The sequence below is a fragment of the Ferrovibrio sp. genome, from assembly GCF_019636075.1.
In the GTDB taxonomy this organism is placed as follows: domain Bacteria; phylum Pseudomonadota; class Alphaproteobacteria; order Ferrovibrionales; family Ferrovibrionaceae; genus Ferrovibrio.
Map to the genome: position 1 here is coordinate 1 of NZ_JAHBYG010000043.1, position 23,418 is coordinate 23,418.

Sequence of the window (23,418 nt, forward strand, 5' to 3'; positions counted from 1 at the left end):
CGATCACGCGGTCGGCGGGCAGGATCCCGTCTTCCACCAGGCGCCGGCGCGCGGCCGGGTTCGGCTCGATGCCCCAGAGGTCCACGTCGGCGAGCGCCTGGATGCCCTGGAGGTTGAGGCCCAGGTTCGGGCCCACCTCCAGCGCCGACGCCGGCATGTCGCCGACGATCGTGCGGAACACCTCGCCCCAGACGCGCGCGCGGCCGCGGACGGCGTCGGCGGTACGGGCGTTGCGCGCCGTATACCGATCACCGAACTCGCCCGACCAGGCGCCCAGTGCTTTGGGTTGATCCGCGACCATCAGGATGTCAGGCGAAGGTGTCCGCGAACGCCGCGAGGGCGGCCTTCAGATCGTCTTCGACGTTCTTGAGGTCCTTCTCGGTGCGGATCTTGTCCAGCAGGCCCTGGTGCTTGGCGTGCAGGTTCGAGAGCAGCTCGCGCTCGAAACGGCCGACCTGGTTGGTCGCGACCTTGTCGAGGTAGCCGCGGGTGCCGGCGTAGATCACCGCCACCTGCTCCTCGACCGACAGCGGCGCGTACTGCGGCTGCTTCAGGAGCTCGGTCAGGCGCTCGCCGCGGGCCAGCATGCGCTGGGTGGCGGCGTCGAGGTCCGAACCGAACTTCGCGAAGGCGGCCATTTCCCGGTACTGGGCGAGCTCGCCCTTGATCGGGCCGGACGCGGCCTTCATCGCCTTGATCTGCGCGGCGGAGCCGACGCGCGACACCGAGATGCCGACGTTCACCGCCGGGCGGATGCCCTGGAAGAAGAGGTCGGTCTCGAGGAAGATCTGGCCGTCGGTGATCGAGATCACGTTGGTCGGGATGTAGGCCGACACGTCGTTGGCCTGGGTCTCGATGAGCGGCAGCGCCGTCAGCGAGCCCGAACCGTTGTCCTCGTTCAGCTTCGCAGCCCGCTCGAGGAGCCGGCTATGCAGGTAGAACACGTCGCCCGGATAGGCTTCGCGGCCCGGCGGGCGGCGCAGCAACAGCGACATCTGGCGGTAGGCGACGGCCTGCTTGGAAAGGTCGTCGTAGATGATGACGGCGTGCATGCCGTTGTCGCGGAACCACTCGCCCATGGCGCAACCCGCGAACGGGGCCAGGAACTGCAGCGGCGCCGGCTCGGACGCCGTGGCCGAGACGACGATCGTGTAGTCGAGCGCGCCGCGCTCCTCGAGCGTCTTGACGATCTGGGCGACCGTCGAGCGCTTCTGGCCGATGGCGACGTAGATGCAGTAGAGCTTGGCGCTCTCATCCGTGCCGGCGTTGATCGCCTTCTGGTTCAGGATGGTGTCGATCGCCACGGCGGTCTTGCCGGTCTGGCGGTCGCCGATGATCAGCTCGCGCTGGCCACGGCCCACCGGCACCAGTGCGTCGAGCGCCTTCAGGCCGGTCTGCATCGGCTCATGCACCGACTTGCGCGGGATGATGCCGGGCGCCTTCACTTCCACGCGGGCGCGGGTGACATCCTTCAGCGGGCCCTTGCCGTCGATCGGATTGCCCAGGCCATCCACCACGCGACCCAGCAGGCCCTTGCCCACCGGCACGTCCACGATGGCGCCGGTGCGCTTGACGGTGTCGCCTTCCTTGATGCCGCGATCTTCGCCGAAGATCACGACGCCGACATTGTCGATTTCCAGGTTCAGGGCCATGCCCTTCACGCCACCGGGAAACTCGACCATCTCACCGGCCTGCACCTTGTCCAGGCCATGCACGCGGGCGATACCGTCACCGATGCTGAGCACCTGGCCGACCTCGGAAACTTCGGCTTCAGTGCCGAAATTCTTGATCTGGCCCTTAAGGATTTCGGAAATCTCTGCGGCGCGGATATCCATCACGCAACCCCTTTCATCACGGACTTGAGCGAATTTAGCTTGGCGCGGATCGACGCATCGATCATGCGCGAACCGAGTTGGACGACGAGACCGCCGATCAGGTCCGGCTCGACCCGGGCCTGCAGCACCACGTTGCCGGCAGCGGCCGACGACAACGCCGATTTCAATTGTGCGAGTTCCGCCTCATTCAGCGGCTCGGCAGACACCACCTCGGCAACCACTTCGCCACGATGATGGCTGAGCAGCTTGCCATAGGCCTTGATCATGTCGGCCAGGGCGAACAGGCGGCGATTTTGCGCCACCACACCCACGAAGTTGCGCGTCAGATCGGCAGCGCCGATCCGGGCCAGCACGGCGCCGATGGCGGCACCCTGCTCTTCACGGCTGAAAACCGGCGAACGGATCAGCCGCACCAGATCGGTGGAATCCGCCATCAGGGCGGACAGGGCGGCAAGATCCTTGGCAACGGCATCGAGCTGCCCGCCATCGCGCGCCAAATCGAACAGCGCGGTGGCGTAACGGCCGGCAATACCGGAAACGAGAGCGCTTTCTTGAGCCACGAACGACCCTTTTTGGTTTTCCAGAATGATCCCTACAGACCACCCCGGCTTATATATGTCCGAACCACGACAGCCAGCCTAACCATGGCGCTGTCACGGCCACCGAACCCCCACGTTCCCCACCCTCATGGTCCGAACCGTCCGGGCAGCCCCGAATTCAGCACAAGACCTTGAAAGATCAAGGAATTTCACACACATACCGAGCCTGTTCCGGCACCGGCTGGCGCGAAAGCCGCGCTTAACTAGCATATGGGTTTCGCCACCGCAACATGGACCGCGCCCGGCGATGCGACTAAACGCCGCATAAAACCGGATTATCCCCAGCTGAACGGCTCGGAGCCAGACTTTCCTCATGGTAGTTTTTACGTGATGGCAAAACCAGGCCGTAAATCCGCCGATTCCACGAATCCCCCCGCAAGCGCTGCCGCAACCGCTGCCGAGGCGAAACGCGCCGCCGGCATCGCCGGCCTGCTGCTGCCCTGGTATGACCGCCAGCATCGTCGCCTGCCCTGGCGTGCGCCGCCCGGCCACAAGGCCATGCATCCCTATCGGGTCTGGCTGTCGGAAATCATGCTGCAGCAAACCACTGTGGCGGCAGTTATTCCGTATTTTCAACGCTTTACGGCACTTTGGCCGGATGTGGAAGCGCTCGCCCGGGCGCCGCAGGAAGCCGTGCTGGCGGAATGGGCAGGGCTTGGCTATTACGCCCGCGCCCGCAATCTGCATGCCTGCGCCCAGGCCGTGCTGCGCGACCATGGCGGCCGATTTCCCGAAACCGAGGCCGGTCTGCTCGGCCTGCCCGGGATCGGCGCCTATACTGCTGCGGCGATTGCCGCCATCGCTTTCGGCAAACCGGCCGCCGTGCTGGATGGCAATGTAGAGCGCGTGCTGTCGCGGGTTTTCGATGTGCAGACGCCGCTGCCCGGCAGCAAACCGCAGTTGCGTGCGCTCTGCCAGGCCGCCACGCCGCAACGGCGGCCCGGCGATTATGCCCAGGCGATGATGGATCTGGGCGCCACGCTCTGCGCCCCCAACCGGCCCGATTGCCTGCTTTGCCCATTGAGCGAACTCTGCCTGGCCCGGGCGCGCGGCCATGCCGCCGAGTTGCCGCGCAAGGCGCCGAAGCCCGAACGCCCGCACCGGCACACCGTTGCTTTTTTGCTGCGCCGGCCCGATGGCGCGCTGTATTTCCGCCGCCGGCCCGAAAAAGGCCTGCTAGGTGGCATGCTGGAAGTGCCCAGCACCGATTGGCGGGATGCCGCCTGGAAACCGGCCGAAGCCATGCGGCAAGCCCCGATGGATGCCGAATGGCAGATGCTGCGCGGCGAGGCCGAGCATGTGTTCACGCATTTCTCGCTCGGCATCCGCGCCATGCTGGCCGATATCGATGCCAGACAAGCCGCGCGCCTGAATGGCGAATGGTTGCAGCCCGGCGAGGCAAAAGTGCCCACTGCAATCAAGAAGATGCTGAAGCTGCTGCGCTAAGCCTGATCCGTCACCACCGGACTTGTTCCGGGGGTCCATGGTTCAGCAATTTTTGCTGCATCAGGCATGGACCCTCGCAACAAGCGCGAGGGTGACGGGGGCACTTTTTAGATCTTGTTGAAATCGCCATGCCGGCCGGCGCCATCGCGGAAACGCGCAGCGCCTGCGATGGCTTCGGCCTCGATGATCGGCCAGCCGCTCTCCGCTTCGCCATGCAACGCGGCATCGAGCGACAGCGTCCATTGCTCGTAGCTGGAAAGCCGATCCGCCTTCATGCAGGCCTGCGGGAATTTCGCGATCTCGGCGGCAATCTCTTCCGCCGCCGCACGCGCCTGGCCGTTGGGCACAACACGATTGGCCAGGCCCATCTGCAAGGCTTCGGCCGATGGCACGGCACGGCCGGTCAGGATCATATCCAGCGCGCGGCTATGGCCGATCAGGCGCGGCAGACGCACCGTGCCGCCATCGATCAGCGGCACGCCCCAGCGCCGGCAGAACACGCCAAATACCGCATCCTGCTCCACCACGCGCAGATCGCACCAGCAGGCCAGCTCCAATCCACCGGCCACGGCATAACCGGATACGGCGGCGATCACCGGCTTCGACATGAACAAACGCGTCGGCCCCATCGGGCCTTCGCTTTCCGGCGAAGCATCGTTGCGCCTGTCGCCATCGGCCACAGCCTTCAGATCGGCACCGGCGCAGAAATTACCGCCCTCGCCCCACAGCACGGCAGCGCGCGCATCGGGATCGGCATCGAATGCCTTGAAGGCCTCGCGCAATGCATCGGCATGCGGACGATCCACCGCATTGCGCGCCTCGGCACGCGACAGGATCACAGTGGTAACGAAACCCGACTTCTCCACACGCACCGACATTATTAAGCTCCCGGCTTATTCGCTTTATCCGTATGCAGGCTAAACCTCGCCGCAGCGCACGTCTACTTTGTTGCAGACTCTTCCATCGCTTTGTGGAATCCTGATGCCCTCGGGTTTGCACATTCCGCCATTTCCATAACCATCATCATGGGAGGAAAGCGATGGAGACGAAACCGCAGGCAAGACCGCGCGTGGCCGCGCTGGTCGGCCCTTACACAACCGGCAAAACCAGCCTGCTCGAAGCCCTGGCCTTCGCAGCCGGCGCAATCCCCCGCAAGGGCAATGCCATGCAGGGCTTCACCCTGGGCGATGCATCGCCCGAGGCGAAGGCGCACCGCATGACGGTGGAACCCAATCTCGCCAGCCTGGATTATCTGAATGAAAGCTGGAGCTTTATCGATTGCCCCGGCTCGGTGGAACTGGCGCTGGATACGCAAGCGGCGCTGATGGTGGCCGATATCGCCATCGTGGTGGTGGAGCCCGATCCCGACCGGGTGATGACCCTGGCGCCGCTGCTGAAATTCCTGGACGAGCGCCGCATCCCGCATCTGCTGTTCGTCAACAAGATGGATAAAGCGGATATCCGCCTGCGCGACATGGTGGCGGCCTTGCAGATGGTATCGGCGCGGCCGCTGGTTTTGCGCGAAGTGCCGATCCGCGATGGCGACCGCATCACCGGCTATATCGACCTGGTGAGCCAACGCGCCTATCGCTGGCGCGAGAATGCCGCCTCCGATCGTATCAATGCGCCCGATGCGATGCGGCCGCGCGAAGTGGAAGCGCGCCAGGCCATGCTGGAAACCATCGCCGATTTCGACGATGCACTGCTGGCGGACTTGCTGGAAGACCGCATGCCGGAACCCTATGCGATTTACGCGCAATTGACCCGCGACCTGCAGGGCGACTTGATCGTGCCGGTATTTTTCGGCGCGGCGGAACGCGGCAATGGCGTGCTGCGCCTGCTGAAAGCCCTGCGCCATGAAGCGCCCGAACCCTCGGAAACCGCAGCGCGCCTGGGGATCGACCTGGCACAACCTTTTGCCGCCAGCGTGTTCAAGACTCTGCACCAACCCCATACCGGCAAACTGAGCCTGTGCCGCATCTGGTGCGGAAGCCTGCAAGAAGGCGCGCATCTGCAAGGCCGCCGCATGGCCGGCATGCTGGCCGCGAATGGCGGCAAGCTGAGCCAGGCTCAGGCCGGACAGATCGTAGGCATCCAGCGCCTGGAAGACGCCGCGACCGGCGACCTGCTGGGGCTGGATAGCCGCAGCAACATGCCCGATTGGCCGCAGCCGCCATCGCCCCTGATGGCATTGGCCATCGCACCCGCAGATCGCAAGGATGACGTGAAGCTTTCAGCCGCGCTGGCCCGCCTGCTGGAAGAGGATCGTGCCCTCAGCCTGGCCCATGAAGCCGGCGCCCTGCTGCTGCGCGGCCAGGGTGAAGTGCATCTCAAGCTGGCCATCGAGCGGCTGCAGAGCCGCTTCAACGTAAGCGTGACAGCGCAACCGCCGGCTTGCGCCTACCGCGAAACGATCCGCCACGGCATCAGCCAGCATGCACGATTCAAGCGGCAGAGCGGCGGCCATGGGCAATTCGCCGATGTGAAAGTGGAAATCGCACCTCGCAAACGCGGCGAAGGCTATGTGTTCGTCAACCGCGTCACCGGCGGCGCGATCCCGAAGAATTTCATTCCCGCCGTGGATGCCGGTGTGCAGGAAGCTTTGCAACGCGGACCGCTGGGCTTTCCGGTGGTGGATGTGATGGTCACGTTGCTGGATGGGCAATTCCATGCCGTGGATTCCAGCGACCAGGCTTTCCGCACCGCCGGCGGCATGGCGATGCATGATGGCTTGCCGGAATGCAGCCCCGTACTGCTGGAACCGATCATGGCCGTGCTGTTCCATGTGCCCAATGCCTTCACCGCCAAGGTGCATGCCATCGCCTCGAGCCGGCGCGGCCAGATTCTCGGCATGAATGCCCGACCGGGCTGGGAGGGCTGGGACGAAATCCTCTGCCACCTGCCGGAATCCGAGATGAGCGGCCTGGCCACCGAGTTACGGTCTGCCACGCTCGGCGTGGGCAGTTTCGAGGCGCGCTTCGACCATCTGCAGGAACTGGCCGGACGGCTGGCCGACCGCGTGGTGGAGGATCGGCGCCGCGCAGCCCAGGCGGCATAAAACCCTGGCCGTATAAAACCGGGCGCGGACATGCATGAAAAGGGCAAGACTTGAGGTTACTCAGAGTCCATCCGGATTGACGCCTTTATAATCCATCCGGATTGCCTGGGCGGATATCGCCCTTGATGAGCGCATTCACGCCCATGCCATGGCCGGCGAAAACCGGCGGATAGACCCGGATACTCATGCAAAACCGGTCGGCCTTCAGATTGGGCCAATCGGCCTGCAGGCAGAGTGTGTCGGCCTCGATGTTCCAACGCGCCGGCTTCACCGCATCGTAAACGCCGTTCACAGCATTCCAGCGCTTGAGCTTCGCGCTGCCATCGGCGGCAAGATACAGAATGGCAAGTTCCGAACCGGTGGACCTGGCGCCCTGGCCGGGCTGAAGCACCACGGGCTGCGGATAGCTGATATCGGCGCGGAAGCTGATCGTGTTACCGCGCAGAAGATCGGCATAATCGTGGCGGATTTCCTGTTTCGGCTGCGGCACACCGCCATGCGCACCAGCCGGCGGCGCGGAATCGGCAAAGGCCGGCATCGCCAGCAAGCCAACTGCGAGAGCATATAAAGATAGCATCGTCGGCTTGCTCATGGCATGGCCGCCCGCCGCTCGAGATGGCGCGGCACCGGGCCGCTCGGGATTGCCGGCGCCGGAACGGCAGCGGGCGCGCGCGATTCCGGCGCCTTGGCTGGCATCTGGGGCTGTGCCGGCACGAATTCACCGGCCTGCGGCGTGTCGCTCACCGCCCAGAGCTTTTTGCGGTCATCCAGATAGAGCATGCGTTGTTCATCCAGCGTGAGCGGGCGCGAACCCAGCCGGCCGAATACGGCGATCTGGCCGCCGGTTTCATCCACGCCGCGATCCCGATCCAGGCCCTTCGACAAGGCACGCGCCGGATAGACGGTTTTCTTCCAGGCGATCAGATTGGGTTTCGGATCCGGGCTGAAACCATAGAAAGCCGGCTGGCTATCGGGATCCGTGAGCTGCACGACCTTCAAGCCATTGGCGCCATCGGCCACATAGGCAAACAGCGTGGCATTGGTGCTGCCCACGATCACATCGGAAGCATCCGAAATCTGCCCATCCGCGGTGTAGCGTTGATACAGCCTGGGCTGCTCGGGCTTTTCGATATCCACGATCGCCAGGCCATCCTTGCCGGCCGCCACATAGGCGAAGGTGCGCGCGAGATAGACGCGGCGCGCATCGGCGAGCGGCAGATCGGCGCCCTGCACGCGCACCGGCTTGGTGGGATCGGTCACGTCCACCACCGCCAGGCCGCCTTTCACGCCGTCGTTATAGGTCACGAACAGATAGCGGAATTGCACAGCCGTGGCGCGCGCGCCGGCCAGCGGAATCTGCGCCGCCACTTTCGGCTTGAGCGGGTCGAACATGTCCAACACCACGATGCCGCGCGGCACGGTGATGTAGAAATACGAACCGGCGATGGTGATATGGCTGGCGCCCGTGAGCACGCCGCCTGCATTCCAGGTCAGGTCGCGCTTGAGGAAATTGTTGCGTGGCTCGCCATCGGCCAGGGTGTTCACATTGGTAACGATCAGGCCCTCCACCGCATCGGTGATGAAGGCGTAATTATAGATCGGATGGAAGGGCTGCTCCTGGTTGGCCTCCAGCATCAGCTTACGGGTGGCTTCATCCTTGTTCTGGCGCAGCGGCGCAATCGGCTGATTGGTGGGCAAAGCCATGCAGGTGGCATTCTTGCTGGCGATATGGGTATCGTGCCCCAGCGGGCTGAACGGAGCGGTGATGATGCGCTGCGACACGCCCTTGTTGGCGATGGATGCCACGTCATACACCCGGAAACCCTTGGCGCCTTCCGCCACGAACAGATATTCGCCACGCAATTGCAGGCAACGCGCATCGCCGCCAGGATGGCTGAAACTGCCCATCTCGGGCGCCTCGGGCAGCTTGCGGCCGCGCGCCTGATGCTGGGCGAAATAATCCGGATAGGCATATTTGTGCAGATAGCTGCCGATCACCGCCTGCGGCTCGTCCCACTCCGTCACCTGGGTGGCCTCGATGCCGCCCTCGCCGCCGGTCCATGCGTTGAAGCCGACGAAATTGACGAAGTTGGTACCGTGCAGCAGCAGTTGCGCCATGATCGCATTATTGTCGTTGGCCGCCGAAACATGGCAATCGGTGCAGGTTTTGGTTTCGGTGCGGCGCTCGGTATGGGGATAATGCGGCGCGAAGGCCTGGCTGGAATAGCCCGAGGCCGCGATCGGCGCCTGCTGGATATAGATGCGTTCGCGGTTGATATTCTGCGACGACAGGATCAGCGCCGAGGTGGAACGGATCGGCGCGATGGTGTTGCCCTTGCTGCTCTGGTGGCGACCGAGCTGGAACATTTCATCACGCGCCACTTGCGGATTATAGGTGGCGAAATTGCGCGTCTCGCCGCCCTCGTAATGATGCCGCTCGGTCTTGCGGTTGGCCTGGATCGGCAGATGGCAGCCGGCGCAGGATGTGGTCCAGGAGAGATGGCAGGTATAGCATTCCATCTCCTCGTCCTTATGCGCCAATTGTTCCTTCGCCACGCCGGGGCCGAATTTGATCGGGTTGCCAGCCGCCGCGATGCGCACACCGCCGGCATCCTTGGGCAATTGCGCCGCCAGCTTGGCGCGCGCCGCCTTCTCGTTGTAATGCGGGTTGGCGGGATTGACGGTATCCTTCACCAGACTGACTTCCCATTCCCGGTCGGGATCGAGAGCAGCGCGCTGGATCAATTTGCAATCGCGGGTTTCGCTGGCCGGCTTGTTGCATTCGGTGCCACGCCATTCAAACCGCTTGCGGCCATCCTGCAGGCGCAGCAGCGACAGATCGGTGCCACCCGGCGGCGCGGCCGGACCCGAGGTGCGCAGGCTGGGATGCGAAGCGGCCGTGCCATGGCAATCCTTGCAGCGGATTTCGATGGCATTGGCCACCTCGCCATAGATATAGCCGTTGCCATGCGAATCCTGCGCGAAATGGCAATCCACGCATTGCATGCCAGCATCCACATGCACCGACGACATATGCACGGCCTTCTTGAATTTCTGCGGATCGTCGTCATTCACCTTGCGGCCTTCCGCATCCAGCAGGTTGCCCTTGCGGTCGCGCTTGAAGATGGCGCGGAAATTCCAGCCATGGCCGTGATAATCGGCGAATTGCGTGCTCTTCAAGCCGGGATTGAGCTCCCACACCTTCTTGAGGAAATCCACATCGCCCCAATTGCCGCGGATCGCCGCTTCCTCGGGATTGCGCATCAGGATGGCATGCTCTTCCTCGGGCGAGGGATATTTCTGCTTGGCCGGAAACATATGCGGCGCATCGGGCTCGTAATCCCACATGGTGTAACCCAGCATCGAATTCAGGAAGATATTCGGCTGATGCATGTGGCAAACCATGCATTGGCTGGTGGGAATGGCGCGGGTGAATTGATGCTTCAGCGGATGGCCCGAGCGATCATTGGGTATCGTCGGATCCTTGCTGACGGATTTGCCGTCATGCCCAAAAGCCGAATAAGGGCCGGAATGGCGCGGGTCGCGATCATTGGCATACACCACATGGCAGGCGGCACAGCCGGAATGGCGGTAATCGCCCGGCTGGTCGTTGGTGCCGATGAACCACATGAAGGGATCGTTCAGGCGAGTCTTATGGATGTTGATCACCGGCACGGCGATGCGCAGGCCGGTGGCGGGGCCGCGATTGGATTGCCTGATATCGGGGCGGCCAGGCTCTTCCAGGCGCTGAATCGCGCCGGGGCCCGCCGTGGCGATGCTGGGCAGGCCGATTTCGGGGAATTGCGTGATGATGTTGCGCCCGCCGCGTTCGAACACGCGGAAGATATCGCCAGGCGGGATCACCTCCCAGGCCGGCAGCGGCACGAATTGCGGCAGCACGCCGCGCTGCAACGTCATCTTCTCGGTAATCTCGCCGGGGCTCTTGATCAGCGCCGGCTGGCCGTCGCGGGTATAAGCCTCGCCCAGGATGTAATTCTTGAACGGTAGAATGCCGTTGTTATAGGAGGCCCCGCCCCATAGCATGGCACCCGTGGCCATCAGGCTGCGCTCGGCGGCCTGGATGATCGGCAGATGGCAGGCGCCGCAGGCCTCGCGCGCCACGCGGTAATCCGATGGATTGATGAAGCGGATATATTCCGGGCTTTCGCGGTTCAGCAATGTGTAGCTGCGCGTGGGATTGGCGCTGCTGGGATAATGCCAACTGCGCGGAAAGCGCGGCAGCACATGGGCCTTGTCGCGCGCCGCCGCATACTCCTCCATCCGGCCCGGCAGGCGGATTTTCGGATCGCCGCCATGGCAATCGGCACAGCCGATATTCACCGAGGCATTCTGGTGCATGGTGGCGGCATCGGTGCTGGTATGGCAGGTGATGCAGCCTTCGCTTTTGGCCGCCGCCGCCTCGGCCGGCTGCAGGGCCGGCGCGTCGGGCGCGGTCACGTAGGTGATATTCTGCGGCTTCTCGTCGCCGGCAGCCAACACCATGCCGCCGGCCAGCAGCGTGGCGAAAATCAGGGCTATGCCAACGACGGTGCGCATCAGTAGGTCAGGATCGCGTTGAACAGCACGGAATAGAACCGGCTGCGGTTGCTTTCAGGGTCGACGGCAAACAATTCGCGGAAACCTTCGCCGCCGAACAATACGGCGCCGGATGCGCGGAACACCACATTCTGGATGAAGGTGGGGCGATAGATCAAAGCCGCCGAAAGATCCCAGCCGATCTCGTTGGAGCAGAGCTTGGATTTGGTGCCAAGCGTGGGCTGCACGCCGAGCGGCAATTGATTGCAATCGTTGCCCTGGTTGCGCAGCGTTGCCACCACCGAGCTATCGGCAAAGCGCAGGTAATTCACATTGGTGGTGAAGCGCAATTCCGGTGTCAGATCCATATCGAAACCGCCGCCGACCAGGATCAGACCGGGATTGATGAAATTCGACTGGCCCTGTTCCTTGGAAGAACGCAGCGAATTCAGCAATCCGTTGCGGCCCGACAGCGTAACGCCGCCGCCGCCGATCAACGGCACCGCCTGGCGCACCCAATAGCTGGTATCGGCCCCGGCGAATTGCGGATTCTCGAAAATCGCATCGAAGCCGGTTTCCTTGCGGTCGTAAGGATCCTTGTCGCCCGAGGCATAGAGGAAACTGCCGCGCAGGCGCAGCCAGTTGATATCCACCGAAGGTTCGGCGGCAAACATGAAGGCGCGGATATCGGCCTTCTCGTCGCGGGTCTGCGAGGCGAACTGGCTGGCGCTGTTGCTGCCGAAAGCATAATAGAGCGAATGGGTCAGGTTGAAGCGGCCGAAATGCCCGTCGCCGCTGAACCCCAGATAGGTCACGTCGTAATCATGCGGCCGCTGGGTGGCGAACACCGCCGGGCGTTCCTGGAAACCGTTATTATTGAAAAAGCGCTCCTGATCGCCCTCGCGGTTGCGATTGTGGATCACGGTGAATTGCGATGTGTAGCCGACGATCGGCATATCCTGCCAATACAGATTGGCCAGGAATACATCGTCCTTGCGCAATTCCTTGGTCACATCGTTGAGGCCGGAATTGGTATCCTTCTCCACCCGGCGGAACCAGCCGAGATTGTATTGGAAGAAATTGTTGAAGCGGGTGCCGAACAGGCGCACGCCCATCTGATTGTCTTGAAATACGAAACCGCGAAAATCGCTGGTGATCGGCTGGATGCCAAGCCGAATGGAATCGAAATCGTAGCGATCCGAGACATTGCGGATATGGTAATCGAAAAAACCTTCCTGGATGCCCAGGAACGGATCTTGGCGCGACGATCCCTGCGCGGGATTGACCCGCAGGATGCGGTCTTCCTCGGCATCCACGCGATTATATTGCAGCACCGGGGTGAGGCGCAGTTCGATATCCGGCGGCTTGAATGCCGTATCGCCCTTGATGAAGGACAGCGAGGGGATCAGCGTGGTGGCGAAAAGCTGCTGGTCCACGCGGCCGAACGCATCCAGCCGCTTGCCGGCATCGGCCGAACCTTGCAGCGATACCGGCTGCGGAAAACTGCGCGGTTCGTAGATGGTGTCGGAAATCAGCGAGAGATTGACAAAGTAGTCGCCCATGATCGGGCGGTCGCCCTTCAGCGTGTTCTGATTATAAGGATCCCACCAGCGTTCATTCACGCCGACCGATTCGATCAGGCGCCAGCGATCCGGCACCGGCAATGTCTCGCGCGGCAGCGAGGGCGAAGGCGGCGGCACCGCCTTGGGATCGATCGGCGGCAAAGGCTCGGGCTCGGCCTGCGGACCGGGCCGGCGGCGCGGCATATCCTGCGCCATCAGCACGCCCTGCCCGGCATCGCGGAACTCGAACACCTCTTCCTTGCCCGCACGCGCCTCTTGCGCCCCGGCCAGCAGGCCGGCGCAGCCGAACAGCAGAAGGGTGGATAGTTTCAGCGTCCGCGACATGGCAATTGGATATTGGAATAGTTGAAAGGTTTGAACGGGCAACTGACATAACGCGGCGCCACGCCACGGATCACCTGCCGTTCGATGCGGATGCCATCGGGCGCATTGCCCAGGCCGTTGCTGGCGCCATTGGCAAGCCCGAGAAAACCGATCATGTCGTCCTGGTCGATGCCGTCGCCCGATACGCCGATAGCGCCGACCAGCACATTGCCGCGATAGATCGGCACGCCGCCGGCAAAAATCTGCGCGCCATTGGCCAGCCGCGTGGGGCCGCCGGCGGTAAGGCGCGGCAGCGTGGGCGCATTGGCGGTGAGCGTGCCATCCACCGCATTGCCGGCCACGCAACCCGCCACGCTGGGCAGCGAACCATCCAGCCGCGCCACGATATCGGCCAGCACCAGATCGAGTTGCAGGCCCACATTGAACGGGCTCCACACCCGGTATGGCGTGCTGAACGGGCCTTCGGCATAGCTGACGATGCCATCGGGATAGAACGGCCTGTGCAGATTGCCGAAGCCGCGCGCTGAAAACGCCGTGCCATCGGCCAATGCATTGCCGCCGATGAAATTGCGCGCCGATGTGGCATAGCGCGCCACGCCGGGCAGATTGAAGACGCCAGCCACCGAATAGGCGTTGCCATTAGGGGCTGCCGTCAGATTATCGAACGGCGTATTGCCAGCCAGGTTGGAGGAAAAGAAAGCCGCTGTGCGTGCCTTTTGCAGGCTTACATCGATGCCGAAAATCGGCGCATCGCCGGTGCGGGCAATCGCCAGGATATTGGCTTCGTTATCGACGATGGAAACAGTCACCTCGGCAAAACTGCCCAGAGGCCGGCGAATCTGCGCCCGCGCACGATAGGCCACGGTAAGTGCCTGCTGCACGATCTGGCGCACTTCGGCAGCCGTAAGCCTATCGCCGGCCGCCAGCGTGGCCGCCGCGCTGGCGGCCGGCGGAAAGCGGTTATTGTCGGCACCGTCGGTAAGCACGAAAGCCGGCAGGCCGGCATATTGCGGGGCATTGGTGCTGGCATCGCTTTGAATGCCGGACGCCGTGGCGCCATAAGCCTGACCGGCCCGCGACGCGCCGGCAGTGAAATATCCGGCTACGTTCACGAAGGCGCCGCCGCCCGGCGCCGCCGGCGCGCCGCCCGGATTGCTGGCCAGATCGCGCTGATCCACATCCATATAGCGCAGCAGGCGGCCATCCACCGCGATGCGGTAGGCCTTGATCTCTTCCGGCGGCTCGAAACCGCTCTGGCCGGCCAGGGCGATCAGTTCATCCACGTTGCGGTCGTAATCGGTGATGTTGAGATCCAGGCCGTAAATGCCGTCCGCAATCACGCCGAGGCCGCCGATCACGCTCTGGCCGGCATAGAGCGGCACGCCACCCGGATCGGCCGAAAGCCCCAGCGGCGAGCGGCGCGGCCCCTGGCCCAAAGCCGCACCGGCATTGGCGCGCAGCAGATCGGAACATGGCAGTTGGCTGAACTGCACGCCATAAAGCGGCCCACCAGGCTGATTGGTTTCCCCGACGTTGAAATGCTCCTGCACGATCTGGCTGGCGGTGCGCGTGGTGAAGGCATTGCCGCCCGACGAGAGGTAAGCACCGGTCACCGCCTTGGCGATGGCGGCAAGCGCGCTGTCGATGATGTTGATCTGCTCCAGACCATTGCCCTGCGGAATGCCGCGCCCAGACGTGATCTGAAAAGTGCCGCCGGCGCCGGTCATGCGATAGACGCCCAGCACATTGCCCAAGCGATCCACCACCGCGATGGTGGCCAACTGGCCGCGCGCCTGGGCCTCCTGCACGGCGCGGCTGATGATCAGATCAACCTGTGCCGCCGTAAGATTCTGCGCCCGCGCCGCCTGCGGCAGCAGCAGAAAGGCCAGCAATAGACCAGCGAAAAAGCGCATCATGGCCGCACCAGCGTGATCGAGCCATATTTGAACGCATCGCCCGTGCGGTAGGCCACGAAGATATCGACCGGGAAATACGCCGCCGAAATATCCTCATCCAGAATCTTGAAGGTGAGGCTGCCGCCCTGCGCCGCAAAGCGGTTGTCGATCAACGCGGCGCGTTCGCCCGACCAGTCGATCCAAAAGCCTTCCGCGTTGCGCTGCAAGGGCTGGTTGTTGCCGAACCGTGCAAACACATAGGTGGCCAGCGGCTGGTCGCCATTCAGCGGCACGGTGATCTGCAACGGCGGGCTGGCGGCATTGCGGACGACGGCAGGCGCCAGATTGGGGCCTTTCACGCTAAGCGCCGGGGCATTGATGCTCTGGGCCTGGGCAATCCCAGGCAACAGCAGCAACGCAAGCAGGATCAGCAGCCGCTTCATCGCGCCGCCTCCCCTGCCTTACCGCCCGCCACCATGGCCGTCATGCTGGCCTGCTGCAGGCGTGGCAGAAATTCGGCATGATCGGCTGGTTTTTCCTTGCGCATGGACGGCAAGCCTTCGCGGTGGAAGACATGGCAGGCCACGCAAGTGGATGCGATCTTGTTTGTCGACTTCTCGCCGCCATGGCAAGAGCGGCAGGTATTGATGCCGGGCATCAGCAGATCGGCGGCGGCAGCCGATACATCGGCCTTGTGGCATTCAAGGCAAGGCACTTCGCGGTGATCCTTGTGCGGGAAGCGCGCCAGCGGCATGAAGCGGTCGGCCAGTTGCGGCTTCGCCACCTCGAAGCCGCCATTGGCCTCCACCAGCATGTGGCATTCGCCGCACAGGCCCTTGCCCAGCTTGCCGTTTAGGATTTCATCCGCCTTGCGGTCTGCCCAGGCCCGCGCTTCCAGCTTTTCCGCCTCGGTCAACACCTGACCGGGGCGGCGGCGCTGCGGATCGGTGGAAGGCTCGGCTTCGCGCGGTTCGCCGCGCAACGCACGCGCGGCATAGAAATCCGCCACCATGCGCTTGGCCTCGCGTACCGAACCATGGGGCATCTCGCGCTCGGGCGCCAGCGCCTCGAAACGCAGGCTATGGCAATCGCGGCATTGGCCTTCGAAGCTGATCGGCAGCATGCCAACGCCGCCGCTATCGGGCTTGTGGCAGGATGCGCATTCCAGCTTCACATTGCCCTTCTCGGGATGGCGCAGATCGGCTTTCAGATGTTTGTCGTGCGGGAATTTCAGGCCCGACACTTCCTGCGGCGGCGGCGCGGTGTTGAGCGCCACGCGGGTCCAGCCGCCGCCAGACATGAAATCCGCCGGAATGCTGGGCTTGAATTCCGGATGCTGGCGATCGAAATCGCGCACGTCCAGCAATGGCGTGCCGGCCAGGCGCTTGCTCAGGTCGGTATGGCAACTGGCGCAGAATTTTTCATCGCGCAGCACCACCGGCTGCGGACCGGTATGCTCCTTGTGGCAATTCTGGCAGCTATAGCCATCCAGCCCCACATGGGCGGAATCGGCCGGCTTGGCGTGCATCTGCACATTGGTATGGCAGGTGAGGCAGGCATCGTCGCGCACCTGGATGAAAGGCTGTTGGTGGCAGCTTTCGCAGGTGGCACCGAAGAATTTATGCGGGTTGGAAATCTCGCCCGAGAGCCAGACCTTGTCGGCATTGCCTGGCCAGTGGCTGGCCAGATTCATCATGCCGGCATCCTTGCGATCGGGCTTGAAAAAGCCGCCGACCACCGGCAATGCCACGAAAATGGCGAAAACCGCAGCGAATAGCAGCCACGACCAGCCGCGCTTGCCCAGGCCCACGCTGCCCAGATCGGTGCGGCTGCGCGCCTTGAGCTCGGCCAGATCGTCGGTGGCAGCTTCCACCTGGCGCAACTTGAACGACAGGTCATACTCATCGCCCTTCAACCGCGCCTGCATGCGATAGGGGCCGACATCGATGCGGTCGCCCGGCGTGATCGGATGCACGCTCTTGAAGCTGCCATTCACCAGCACGCCGCCTTCGGCTTCCGAAACCAGCGTGGGACCGCCGAGGCGATCCTCGATGGTGAAGGCATGCAGCAGCACGCGCGGATCGGCGATATGGATTTCGCAATTGGCGCTGCGTCCCACCCGCACGCTGGCGGATTCGATCAGCTTTTCGCGCCGCGTCTCGCCGCCCTTGGTCCGCTGTGTCACCTCTACCAGCAGCAGCTTCATGGCGCTCACCAGTAATAAAAGACGCTGAAGACATGCGCGAACAGCGCTGCCAGCAGGCCAAAGGTGAGCGGGACATGGAAAAACAGCCAGACCTTGAGCAACGCGCCAAGCTGCACATCGCGCCGGGCCCGCTCCAGCAGGCCCTCCTTGCGCGCCAACAGCCCCAGCAATTGCCGCATCAGCGCCTGATTGCCGGTTTCCTCGGCAGCCAGCTTGGTCACCAGCAGGCGCGCCGCCGTGGTGGCGCAATGCGGATCGTTGCCTGCAAGCTGGCGCCAGAATGTGCCGCCCACCTTGGTGTCGGTGGCCGACGAGATCAGCGCACGATTGACCGCCTCCGATAGCGGCAGGCCAACGCGGCGGATTTCACGGTCCAGATCGGCAATCTGCGCCAGCATCTGCTGCAAAGTCGTGCCGCGGCGATTTTCGGTCATCAGCTGCGGATAGCGTAGATAGGCATAAACGCCGAAAATGCCGCTGACGATCACCGTCAGCATCAGCCCGTAGGCCAGGGTATGCACGTTCCAGCCGACCTGGAATCCGGCATGCAGCGTGGCAATCACGATCAGCGCCAGGCCGAGATAGACATGGGCCGAGAGCCAGTCTGCCAGGCGGTCGGCAGAAGGCCCGTAGCGCCGCTTGCGGATGCCGAACCAGGCCAGGAAAAGAATGATACCCAGCCCGATGGTGCCCAAAGTATAACCCAGCCAGGTGCCGCCATTGGGCTCGGGATAGGCATCGTGGAACACATAGGCCAGGATCGCCAGGATGCAGAGGCCCAACGCGAACCGCAGATAGCGGAAGCCGCGATAGACCAGCACCGACTCATGCCGGCTGGCTTCGATGCGGGAGGAGCTCACATCGCTGCTCATGGCGCGCCGCTATTGCTCCTTCACCAGGGAAGCGAGCGAGAGGAACTGCTCGGGGCTGACACGGATGGCGGCGCCGGTGGGGCAGGCGCGCACGCAGGCCGGGCCGCCGCGCTGGTCCTTGCACATGTCGCATTTCACCGCCTGCTTGCGCTTGGGCTCGCCGGCTTTCTTCTTGCCGTCATCGGCATGGTGATCATCCTCCACGCCCGGCTCGCGGCCCAGGCCGAAGAACAGCCAGCTCAGCAGCCCGCCGCGCTCCTGCTGCGGCTGCGCCATGCGGATCACGCCATAGGGGCAGTTGCGCTCGCAATTGCCGCAGCCGATGCAGGCATCGGAAATGAATACCTCGCCGCCGCGCGAGCGGTGGATCGCATCCGGCGGGCAATCCGACATGCAATGCGGATGTTCGCAATGGCGGCAGGATGTGGGCACATGGATCGAGGCGAAGGTAGGGCCGGCCTCGCGATCCAGGCGCGACACGCCGCTATGGGTGTCGGCACAGGCTTTCTCGCAATTGTCGCACCGCACGCACAGGCTTTCGTCGATCAGCAGCACATCGGTGGCTTCGCCCACGCCCTGTTCCACCAGAAACTGGATGATGCTGCCGGCCTCGGGCTGGTTCTGCGCCCGCTCGTTCTGCATGATGCGCGAACGGAAGGTATTTTCCAGCTCGGCCTTCAGCGTGGGGGCATTGTCCACCAGATTGCGGAAGGCTTCGGCGGGGATCGATATGGTTTCGGTGGCCACTGCCGCGCGCACGGTGGCCGAACGCGGCAGATCCGACAACAAGGCCATTTCGCCCACGTAATTGCCTGCCGCCAGGTATGACAGCACAACATCGCGGCCGCCGATGCGGCGCTGCACCAGCACCGATCCGGTACGGATGATATGCAGGGCATCGCCCTTGTCGCCTTCCTCGAACAAAGTCTGGTTCGGGGCGAAGAATTTGAACTCGGCCACATCGGCCACGCTGCGCAGAACCTCGCGCGGTGCATTGGGCGCCAGGTTGCGCTGGATCTGGCGTTCGGCCGCCGTGCGGTCCAGCACCCGGCGCACCGGCGGTGCGGAAGCCAGCAGCTTCAGCATCGAACGCCGGCTGGTTTCCACCAGCACGCAATTATCGCCGGCCAGGATCGTGGCGGTGCGGCGGCGGCCGGAGATCAGGCCCATCTCGCCGAAGAATTCACCCTGCCCCAGGGTTACCACTTTCTTCGGATCCTCGGGGTCGATCTGGATCAGTACATTGCCCTGAACGATCGAGAAGAAACTGTTGGAATAGTCGTTGCGATTGAACACCACATCATTCTTGCGCGGCACATGCACCTCGGAATCGAGGATCAGTTCGCGCAGCACCAGCGGGTTCAATTCGGAAAACAGCGGCACGTTGCTGCGGATGGTGGCCAGCACCGCATCCACATCATTGGTGCCCAGCACCTTGAATTTCTCGGCCAACAGCGGCTCATCGGCCGGCTTCACGGCATTGCCGAGGATGAATTCCACGGTTTCGAAACCCTGGTTCATCGCCTGCTTGATCAGCGGATAGCCGGCCAGCGCGCCGATGATATAGAGGCCCGGCACATTGGATTCGTATTGCGCGCTCACCTCGGGCAGCGCCGAAGCATCCTTGGAGGGAAACACCACGCCGCAGCTTTCGATGAACTTGCGCGGCGCCGTGGCGCCCAGGCGCGCGATGATACGATCACATTCTACAATCGCATTGCCATCGGCGGTGTTCAGCGTCAGCTTGCCCGGCTCGATCTTGGCCGGGCTTGCATTGAAATAGCCGGTGATGGTGCCGGCCTCGATTCCGGCGGTGACGGCATTGAGGTTGCCCTGCTTGGCACGCGCGAATTCGCCACGCCGGTTGACGATCGACACCGTGTTCTGCTTCGACAAAGCCACGGCATTTTCGATTGCGGAATCGCCGGCACCGATCACCACGATGCGTTCGTCGGCATATTCCTCGGGATCGTCGAGCTGGTATTGCACGAAGGGCAGGTCGGCGCCCTCGCACGGCACCTTGTTGATATTGCCCTGCAGGCCGATGGACAGGATCACATGCTCGGCCTGCAATTCCTCGCCATTGCCAAGCTTGATGCGGAAATCGCCCTTGCTGCCGGAAACCCCGACCACCTCGGCGTTATAGCGGATATTCAAGCCGGTCTTGGCGATTTCGTCGTTCCAGGCGCCCAGGATCTGCTCGCGGCTGCCGGCGGCGAATGACAGATCGGAACGCAGCGGCAGAATGTCTGGCGTGGCCATGACAAACTTGCCCTTCTGGTATTTGTAGATGGTGTCGGAGGCGTGGTCGGCGCGCTCCAGCAGGATATGCGGAACGCCACGCGCAGCAGCTCGGCCAGCGGCACTCAAGCCTGCCGGACCGGCTCCGATCACCGCGATCCGGTATCGTGCCTCCGTCATCCCCCAACCCAGTCTCGCCCAGGATGCCTATCCCTGTCAGGTCAGCATCCAGCAGGGCAGCGAAACAGCCCCTTGGATAAAGCCATAATCAGTGTTGATCGCGTTCAGTGTCAACCAGTTAGGTCATGTGAGTTGCGCCCGGCAGACTTGACTTTGACGGCCTCCGCCGGTTCTCTTCTAGGTCGAGGGGAACCGTGCTCGATCAGGCGCGGAAAACGGTCTGTCATGCACCGATTCTTTGCGAATAATTTGCAACTGGCCCTGCGGCTCGCGGGAGTGTGTTTGTTTTTGCTGCCCGCCACCGGCCAAGCGCAACAGGCGCCCGTTCCTGCTGGCATGATCGCCGATCCGCAATCGGGCTGCGCCACCACCAATCCGATCCCCCGGGTGGGAGAATCGATCCGCTGGACCGGCGGCTGCAGCAATGGCCTGCTCAGCGGCCCGGGCACGCTGCTCTGGCTGCGCGATGGCCGCGCCCGCGAACGCAACGAAGGCACCTTCGTGGATGGCGAAATGGATGGCCAGGCCAGCACCCAGTTTTCCGATGGCACCTTGGTGATCGGCCAATACCGGCGCGGTGTGCGGAACGGCGAATTCGTTATCCGCCGGCCCAATGGCAACAATATCCGTGCGGTGTATGCCGATGGCCAACTGATTTCCGAACGCCGCCTCAGCGATAGCGAAATCCGCGATTTCCGCGAACGGCCAGCGGATCAGCCGGTTGCCGCCCTGCCTGCACCTGCAGCAACGCCGCAGCCGCAATACGCCCAGCAGCCGGTGCAATATTATCAGCCGGCCCCAGCTTATCAGGCCCCGGTTTATCAGGCCCCGGCCTATCAGGTTCCGGCGTATCAGCAGCAGCCTGGCGGCACGCAACCTTATGTGTCGCCCTGGTCGCCCAGCGCCTATCGGCCGAATGGCGGCATGATATCCGCCACCGCACCACCGCAAACCTACCAGCAGCCGACGTATCAACAACCGACGTATCAGGCCCCGGCGTATCAGCCCCCCGTGTATCAACAACCGGCCTACCAACCTTATGCGATGCCGCAGATCGTGCCCGCTCCCGCCCCGCAAGCCATGCCGGCGCCAACCATGCTGGCAGCCACCGACCGGGTGAATGCATTGGGCGGCCCCGATGTGGCACTGAACGATGCGATGATGCTGGAACGCGCCGGCCGCAATGCCGAGGCCGCGCAGCTTTATGCCGATATCGCGGCGCTTACCGGCAACACGCCCACCGGCCTGCTGGCCAACGAACGCGCCCAGCGCCTGCGCGCGCCGATGCCGCAAGTGGTGGCCTATCCCGGTGCGGCGGCGCCGCTGATGGGCACCACGCCGCTGGATTATGCCCAGCGCCGACAGCCGCTCGCCGGCCGCTTCGTGTGCAGCGCGCCGGGCATCTTCCCCAATCGTGCCAATTGGTGCGGCCGGGCGCTGCGCGAGGAAGGCAACGATGTGGAAGTGGAAGTGCGCTCGGTGCGGCTCAACCGCTTCTTCGCCATCGGCTTCAGCGCCGCGCCCTGCACCGGCAACACATTCCTGAGCATCTTCGGCAGCGGCAAGCGCATCTGGGTTTCGCGCGGCTGCCTGGGAGGTAATCTATGAAGACGCAGCTTCTGATCCCTGCTTTCCTATGCGCGCTGATCATTGGCGCCGCCGCCTTGGCGCAAACCACCGCCTTGGCGCAAACCACTGGCAGCAGCTTTCTGGCGCAGATGCGGGCGTTATCCAGCAACGCCGATACCGACGAGAATGCCGGCAATGCGCGCCGGTTGGCCACGCTGTTTGGCGGCGAAAGTCTGGCCGACCGCCTGCTCTATCGCCGCGATGGCGATAAATACTATGCCGGCCTGAAAAACGGCCCCACCAACTGGTTCATGACCGCTGCCGAGGCCCAAGGGTTTCTGCTGCGCGCGGCGATTGCCGAAAGCAGCAGCGCACCGGAAGAAGCCCGCACTGCCCTGGCCGCACAGCCCAATGCCGCCACCCTGAGCGCCGTTACCGCATTGGTGGCCCAGGCCGTGGCCGATACCCGCGTGCTGCTGCCGCGCGGCATTGTAAGCGAGGTGACGCTGAAGCCCAGAAAAACCATCGCCGGCCAGCCTTCGATTGCCGGCCCAGCAGGCTTGCGGGTGGATGCCGTGCAAACCACCAGCGATGGCCTGCGCGCCAGCATCGCCGTGGCCGGCATCGCCAAGCCCGGCGCCGTCAAGCTCAAGATATTCGCCGCCAACCATGCCTTCCTGGCCAGCGAGAGCATCGAGGCCTTCATCACCGAAGGCGATGGCGAACCCGCCGCGCCCAGCCGCATCGGCAGCGATCAGCCGGCCGGCGCGCCGGTGATTCAACTGGCGGAAAACCTGGAGGATGCCCTGCCGCCCAATGGCGGGCGCAATCATTACCGCCTGCTGCTGGCGCAGAACGGCCCGGTGCGGTTTGCCACCAGCGGCGCTTCCGACACGGTGATCCGCGTATTCGATGCCAATGGCCAGCAATTGGGCCACGATGACGATTCTGGCTCGCGCTACAATGCCAGCCTCGGCCTTTCGCTGGCGGCCGGCATTTACACCGTGGCGGTGGAGCATTGCTGTGCCGGCTGGGGCCGCTATGGCCTCAGCGTGACAGCAGGCCCATGATCGG

At 63.6% G+C, this 23,418-nt stretch carries 16 protein-coding genes; 4 read left to right on the plus strand and 12 right to left on the minus strand.

Annotated features, from left to right (window positions below; all coding sequences use genetic code 11):
- The 3 genes from KF827_RS15840 to KF827_RS15850 form a co-directional block, all read right to left on the minus strand.
- Positions 1-301: hypothetical protein (locus KF827_RS15840; protein ID WP_291007441.1), on the minus strand; the 301-nt coding region annotated here is incomplete at its 3' end.
- A 7-nt stretch (positions 302-308) separates the two neighbouring features.
- Positions 309-1,835 (minus strand): F0F1 ATP synthase subunit alpha, encoded by a 1,527-nt coding sequence (gene atpA / locus KF827_RS15845; RefSeq protein WP_291007444.1) that lies wholly within the window; start codon positions 1,833-1,835, stop codon positions 309-311.
- Positions 1,835-2,395 (minus strand): F0F1 ATP synthase subunit delta, encoded by a 561-nt coding sequence (locus KF827_RS15850; RefSeq protein ID WP_291007446.1) that lies wholly within the window; start codon positions 2,393-2,395, stop codon positions 1,835-1,837. The genes atpA and KF827_RS15850 overlap by 1 nt, the downstream gene beginning before the upstream one ends.
- Positions 2,396-2,764: 369 nt before the next feature.
- Between KF827_RS15850 and mutY the strand changes: the two genes are divergently transcribed.
- Complete coding sequence (gene mutY, locus KF827_RS15855) at positions 2,765-3,880, plus strand: A/G-specific adenine glycosylase (RefSeq protein WP_291007449.1); 1,116 nt, start codon at positions 2,765-2,767, stop codon at positions 3,878-3,880.
- A gap of 107 nt (positions 3,881-3,987) precedes the next feature.
- Here the strand turns inward: mutY and KF827_RS15860 are convergent, their stop codons facing one another.
- Complete coding sequence (locus tag KF827_RS15860) at positions 3,988-4,758, minus strand: crotonase/enoyl-CoA hydratase family protein (RefSeq protein ID WP_291007451.1); 771 nt, start codon at positions 4,756-4,758, stop codon at positions 3,988-3,990.
- A gap of 161 nt (positions 4,759-4,919) precedes the next feature.
- Here KF827_RS15860 and KF827_RS15865 point away from each other — a divergent pair, with 161 nt between their 5' ends.
- Positions 4,920-6,938 (plus strand): elongation factor G, encoded by a 2,019-nt coding sequence (locus KF827_RS15865; protein WP_291007453.1) that lies wholly within the window; start codon positions 4,920-4,922, stop codon positions 6,936-6,938.
- An 85-nt stretch (positions 6,939-7,023) separates the two neighbouring features.
- Here the strand turns inward: KF827_RS15865 and KF827_RS15870 are convergent, their stop codons facing one another.
- Genes KF827_RS15870 through KF827_RS15905 form a run of 8 tightly spaced genes read right to left on the minus strand, consistent with a single transcriptional unit; the run spans position 7,024 to position 20,775 of the window.
- Positions 7,024-7,530, minus strand: coding sequence for a hypothetical protein (locus tag KF827_RS15870; RefSeq protein WP_291007455.1), 507 nt, complete (start codon positions 7,528-7,530; stop codon positions 7,024-7,026).
- A complete protein-coding gene (locus KF827_RS15875; RefSeq protein WP_291007457.1) occupies positions 7,527-11,495 on the minus strand; it encodes a hypothetical protein in 3,969 nt (1,322 codons plus the stop codon). The genes KF827_RS15870 and KF827_RS15875 overlap by 4 nt, the downstream gene beginning before the upstream one ends.
- The gene (locus KF827_RS15880) at positions 11,495-13,381 is read right to left on the minus strand and encodes a procyclic acidic repetitive family protein (protein ID WP_291007459.1); all 1,887 of its coding nucleotides are present in this window, start codon (positions 13,379-13,381) and stop codon (positions 11,495-11,497) included. Before KF827_RS15880 ends, KF827_RS15875 begins: the two co-directional genes overlap by 1 nt.
- The gene (locus KF827_RS15885; protein ID WP_291007461.1) at positions 13,366-15,297 is read right to left on the minus strand and encodes a heme-binding protein; all 1,932 of its coding nucleotides are present in this window, start codon (positions 15,295-15,297) and stop codon (positions 13,366-13,368) included. Before KF827_RS15885 ends, KF827_RS15880 begins: the two co-directional genes overlap by 16 nt.
- Positions 15,294-15,719, minus strand: a complete 426-nt coding sequence (locus KF827_RS15890; RefSeq protein ID WP_291007463.1) for a hypothetical protein — start codon at positions 15,717-15,719, stop codon at positions 15,294-15,296. The genes KF827_RS15885 and KF827_RS15890 overlap by 4 nt, the downstream gene beginning before the upstream one ends.
- Positions 15,716-17,482 (minus strand): cytochrome c3 family protein, encoded by a 1,767-nt coding sequence (locus KF827_RS15895; protein ID WP_291007465.1) that lies wholly within the window; start codon positions 17,480-17,482, stop codon positions 15,716-15,718. The genes KF827_RS15890 and KF827_RS15895 overlap by 4 nt, the downstream gene beginning before the upstream one ends.
- A gap of 5 nt (positions 17,483-17,487) precedes the next feature.
- Complete coding sequence (locus KF827_RS15900) at positions 17,488-18,354, minus strand: hypothetical protein (protein WP_291007466.1); 867 nt, start codon at positions 18,352-18,354, stop codon at positions 17,488-17,490.
- A 9-nt stretch (positions 18,355-18,363) separates the two neighbouring features.
- Positions 18,364-20,775: a cyclic nucleotide-binding domain-containing protein gene (locus KF827_RS15905; RefSeq protein ID WP_291007468.1), complete on the minus strand. Its 2,412-nt coding sequence runs from the start codon at positions 20,773-20,775 to the stop codon at positions 18,364-18,366.
- 282 nt (positions 20,776-21,057) lie between these two features.
- Here KF827_RS15905 and KF827_RS15910 point away from each other — a divergent pair, with 282 nt between their 5' ends.
- A complete protein-coding gene (locus KF827_RS15910) occupies positions 21,058-22,383 on the plus strand; it encodes a hypothetical protein (RefSeq protein WP_291007472.1) in 1,326 nt (441 codons plus the stop codon).
- Positions 22,380-23,414: a hypothetical protein gene (locus KF827_RS15915; RefSeq protein ID WP_291007473.1), complete on the plus strand. Its 1,035-nt coding sequence runs from the start codon at positions 22,380-22,382 to the stop codon at positions 23,412-23,414. Before KF827_RS15910 ends, KF827_RS15915 begins: the two co-directional genes overlap by 4 nt.
- Positions 23,415-23,418 lie beyond the last annotated feature (4 nt).

Bases quoted from the DNA above. Each gene is read 5' to 3' on its own strand.
- KF827_RS15875 (WP_291007457.1), bottom strand. From the start codon at position 11,495: ATGCGCACCGTCGTTGGCATAGCCCTGATTTTCGCCACGCTGCTGGCC.
- mutY (WP_291007449.1), top strand. From the start codon at position 2,765: ATGGCAAAACCAGGCCGTAAATCCGCCGATTCCACGAATCCCCCCGCA.
- KF827_RS15885 (WP_291007461.1), bottom strand. From the start codon at position 15,297: ATGATGCGCTTTTTCGCTGGTCTATTGCTGGCCTTTCTGCTGCTGCCG.
- KF827_RS15895 (WP_291007465.1), bottom strand. From the start codon at position 17,482: ATGAAGCTGCTGCTGGTAGAGGTGACACAGCGGACCAAGGGCGGCGAG.
- KF827_RS15870 (WP_291007455.1), bottom strand. From the start codon at position 7,530: ATGAGCAAGCCGACGATGCTATCTTTATATGCTCTCGCAGTTGGCTTG.
- KF827_RS15880 (WP_291007459.1), bottom strand. From the start codon at position 13,381: ATGTCGCGGACGCTGAAACTATCCACCCTTCTGCTGTTCGGCTGCGCC.
- KF827_RS15860 (WP_291007451.1), bottom strand. From the start codon at position 4,758: ATGTCGGTGCGTGTGGAGAAGTCGGGTTTCGTTACCACTGTGATCCTG.
- KF827_RS15900 (WP_291007466.1), bottom strand. From the start codon at position 18,354: ATGAGCAGCGATGTGAGCTCCTCCCGCATCGAAGCCAGCCGGCATGAG.
- KF827_RS15905 (WP_291007468.1), bottom strand. From the start codon at position 20,775: ATGACGGAGGCACGATACCGGATCGCGGTGATCGGAGCCGGTCCGGCA.
- KF827_RS15915 (WP_291007473.1), top strand. From the start codon at position 22,380: ATGAAGACGCAGCTTCTGATCCCTGCTTTCCTATGCGCGCTGATCATT.
- KF827_RS15865 (WP_291007453.1), top strand. From the start codon at position 4,920: ATGGAGACGAAACCGCAGGCAAGACCGCGCGTGGCCGCGCTGGTCGGC.
- atpA (WP_291007444.1), bottom strand. From the start codon at position 1,835: ATGGATATCCGCGCCGCAGAGATTTCCGAAATCCTTAAGGGCCAGATC.
- KF827_RS15890 (WP_291007463.1), bottom strand. From the start codon at position 15,719: ATGAAGCGGCTGCTGATCCTGCTTGCGTTGCTGCTGTTGCCTGGGATT.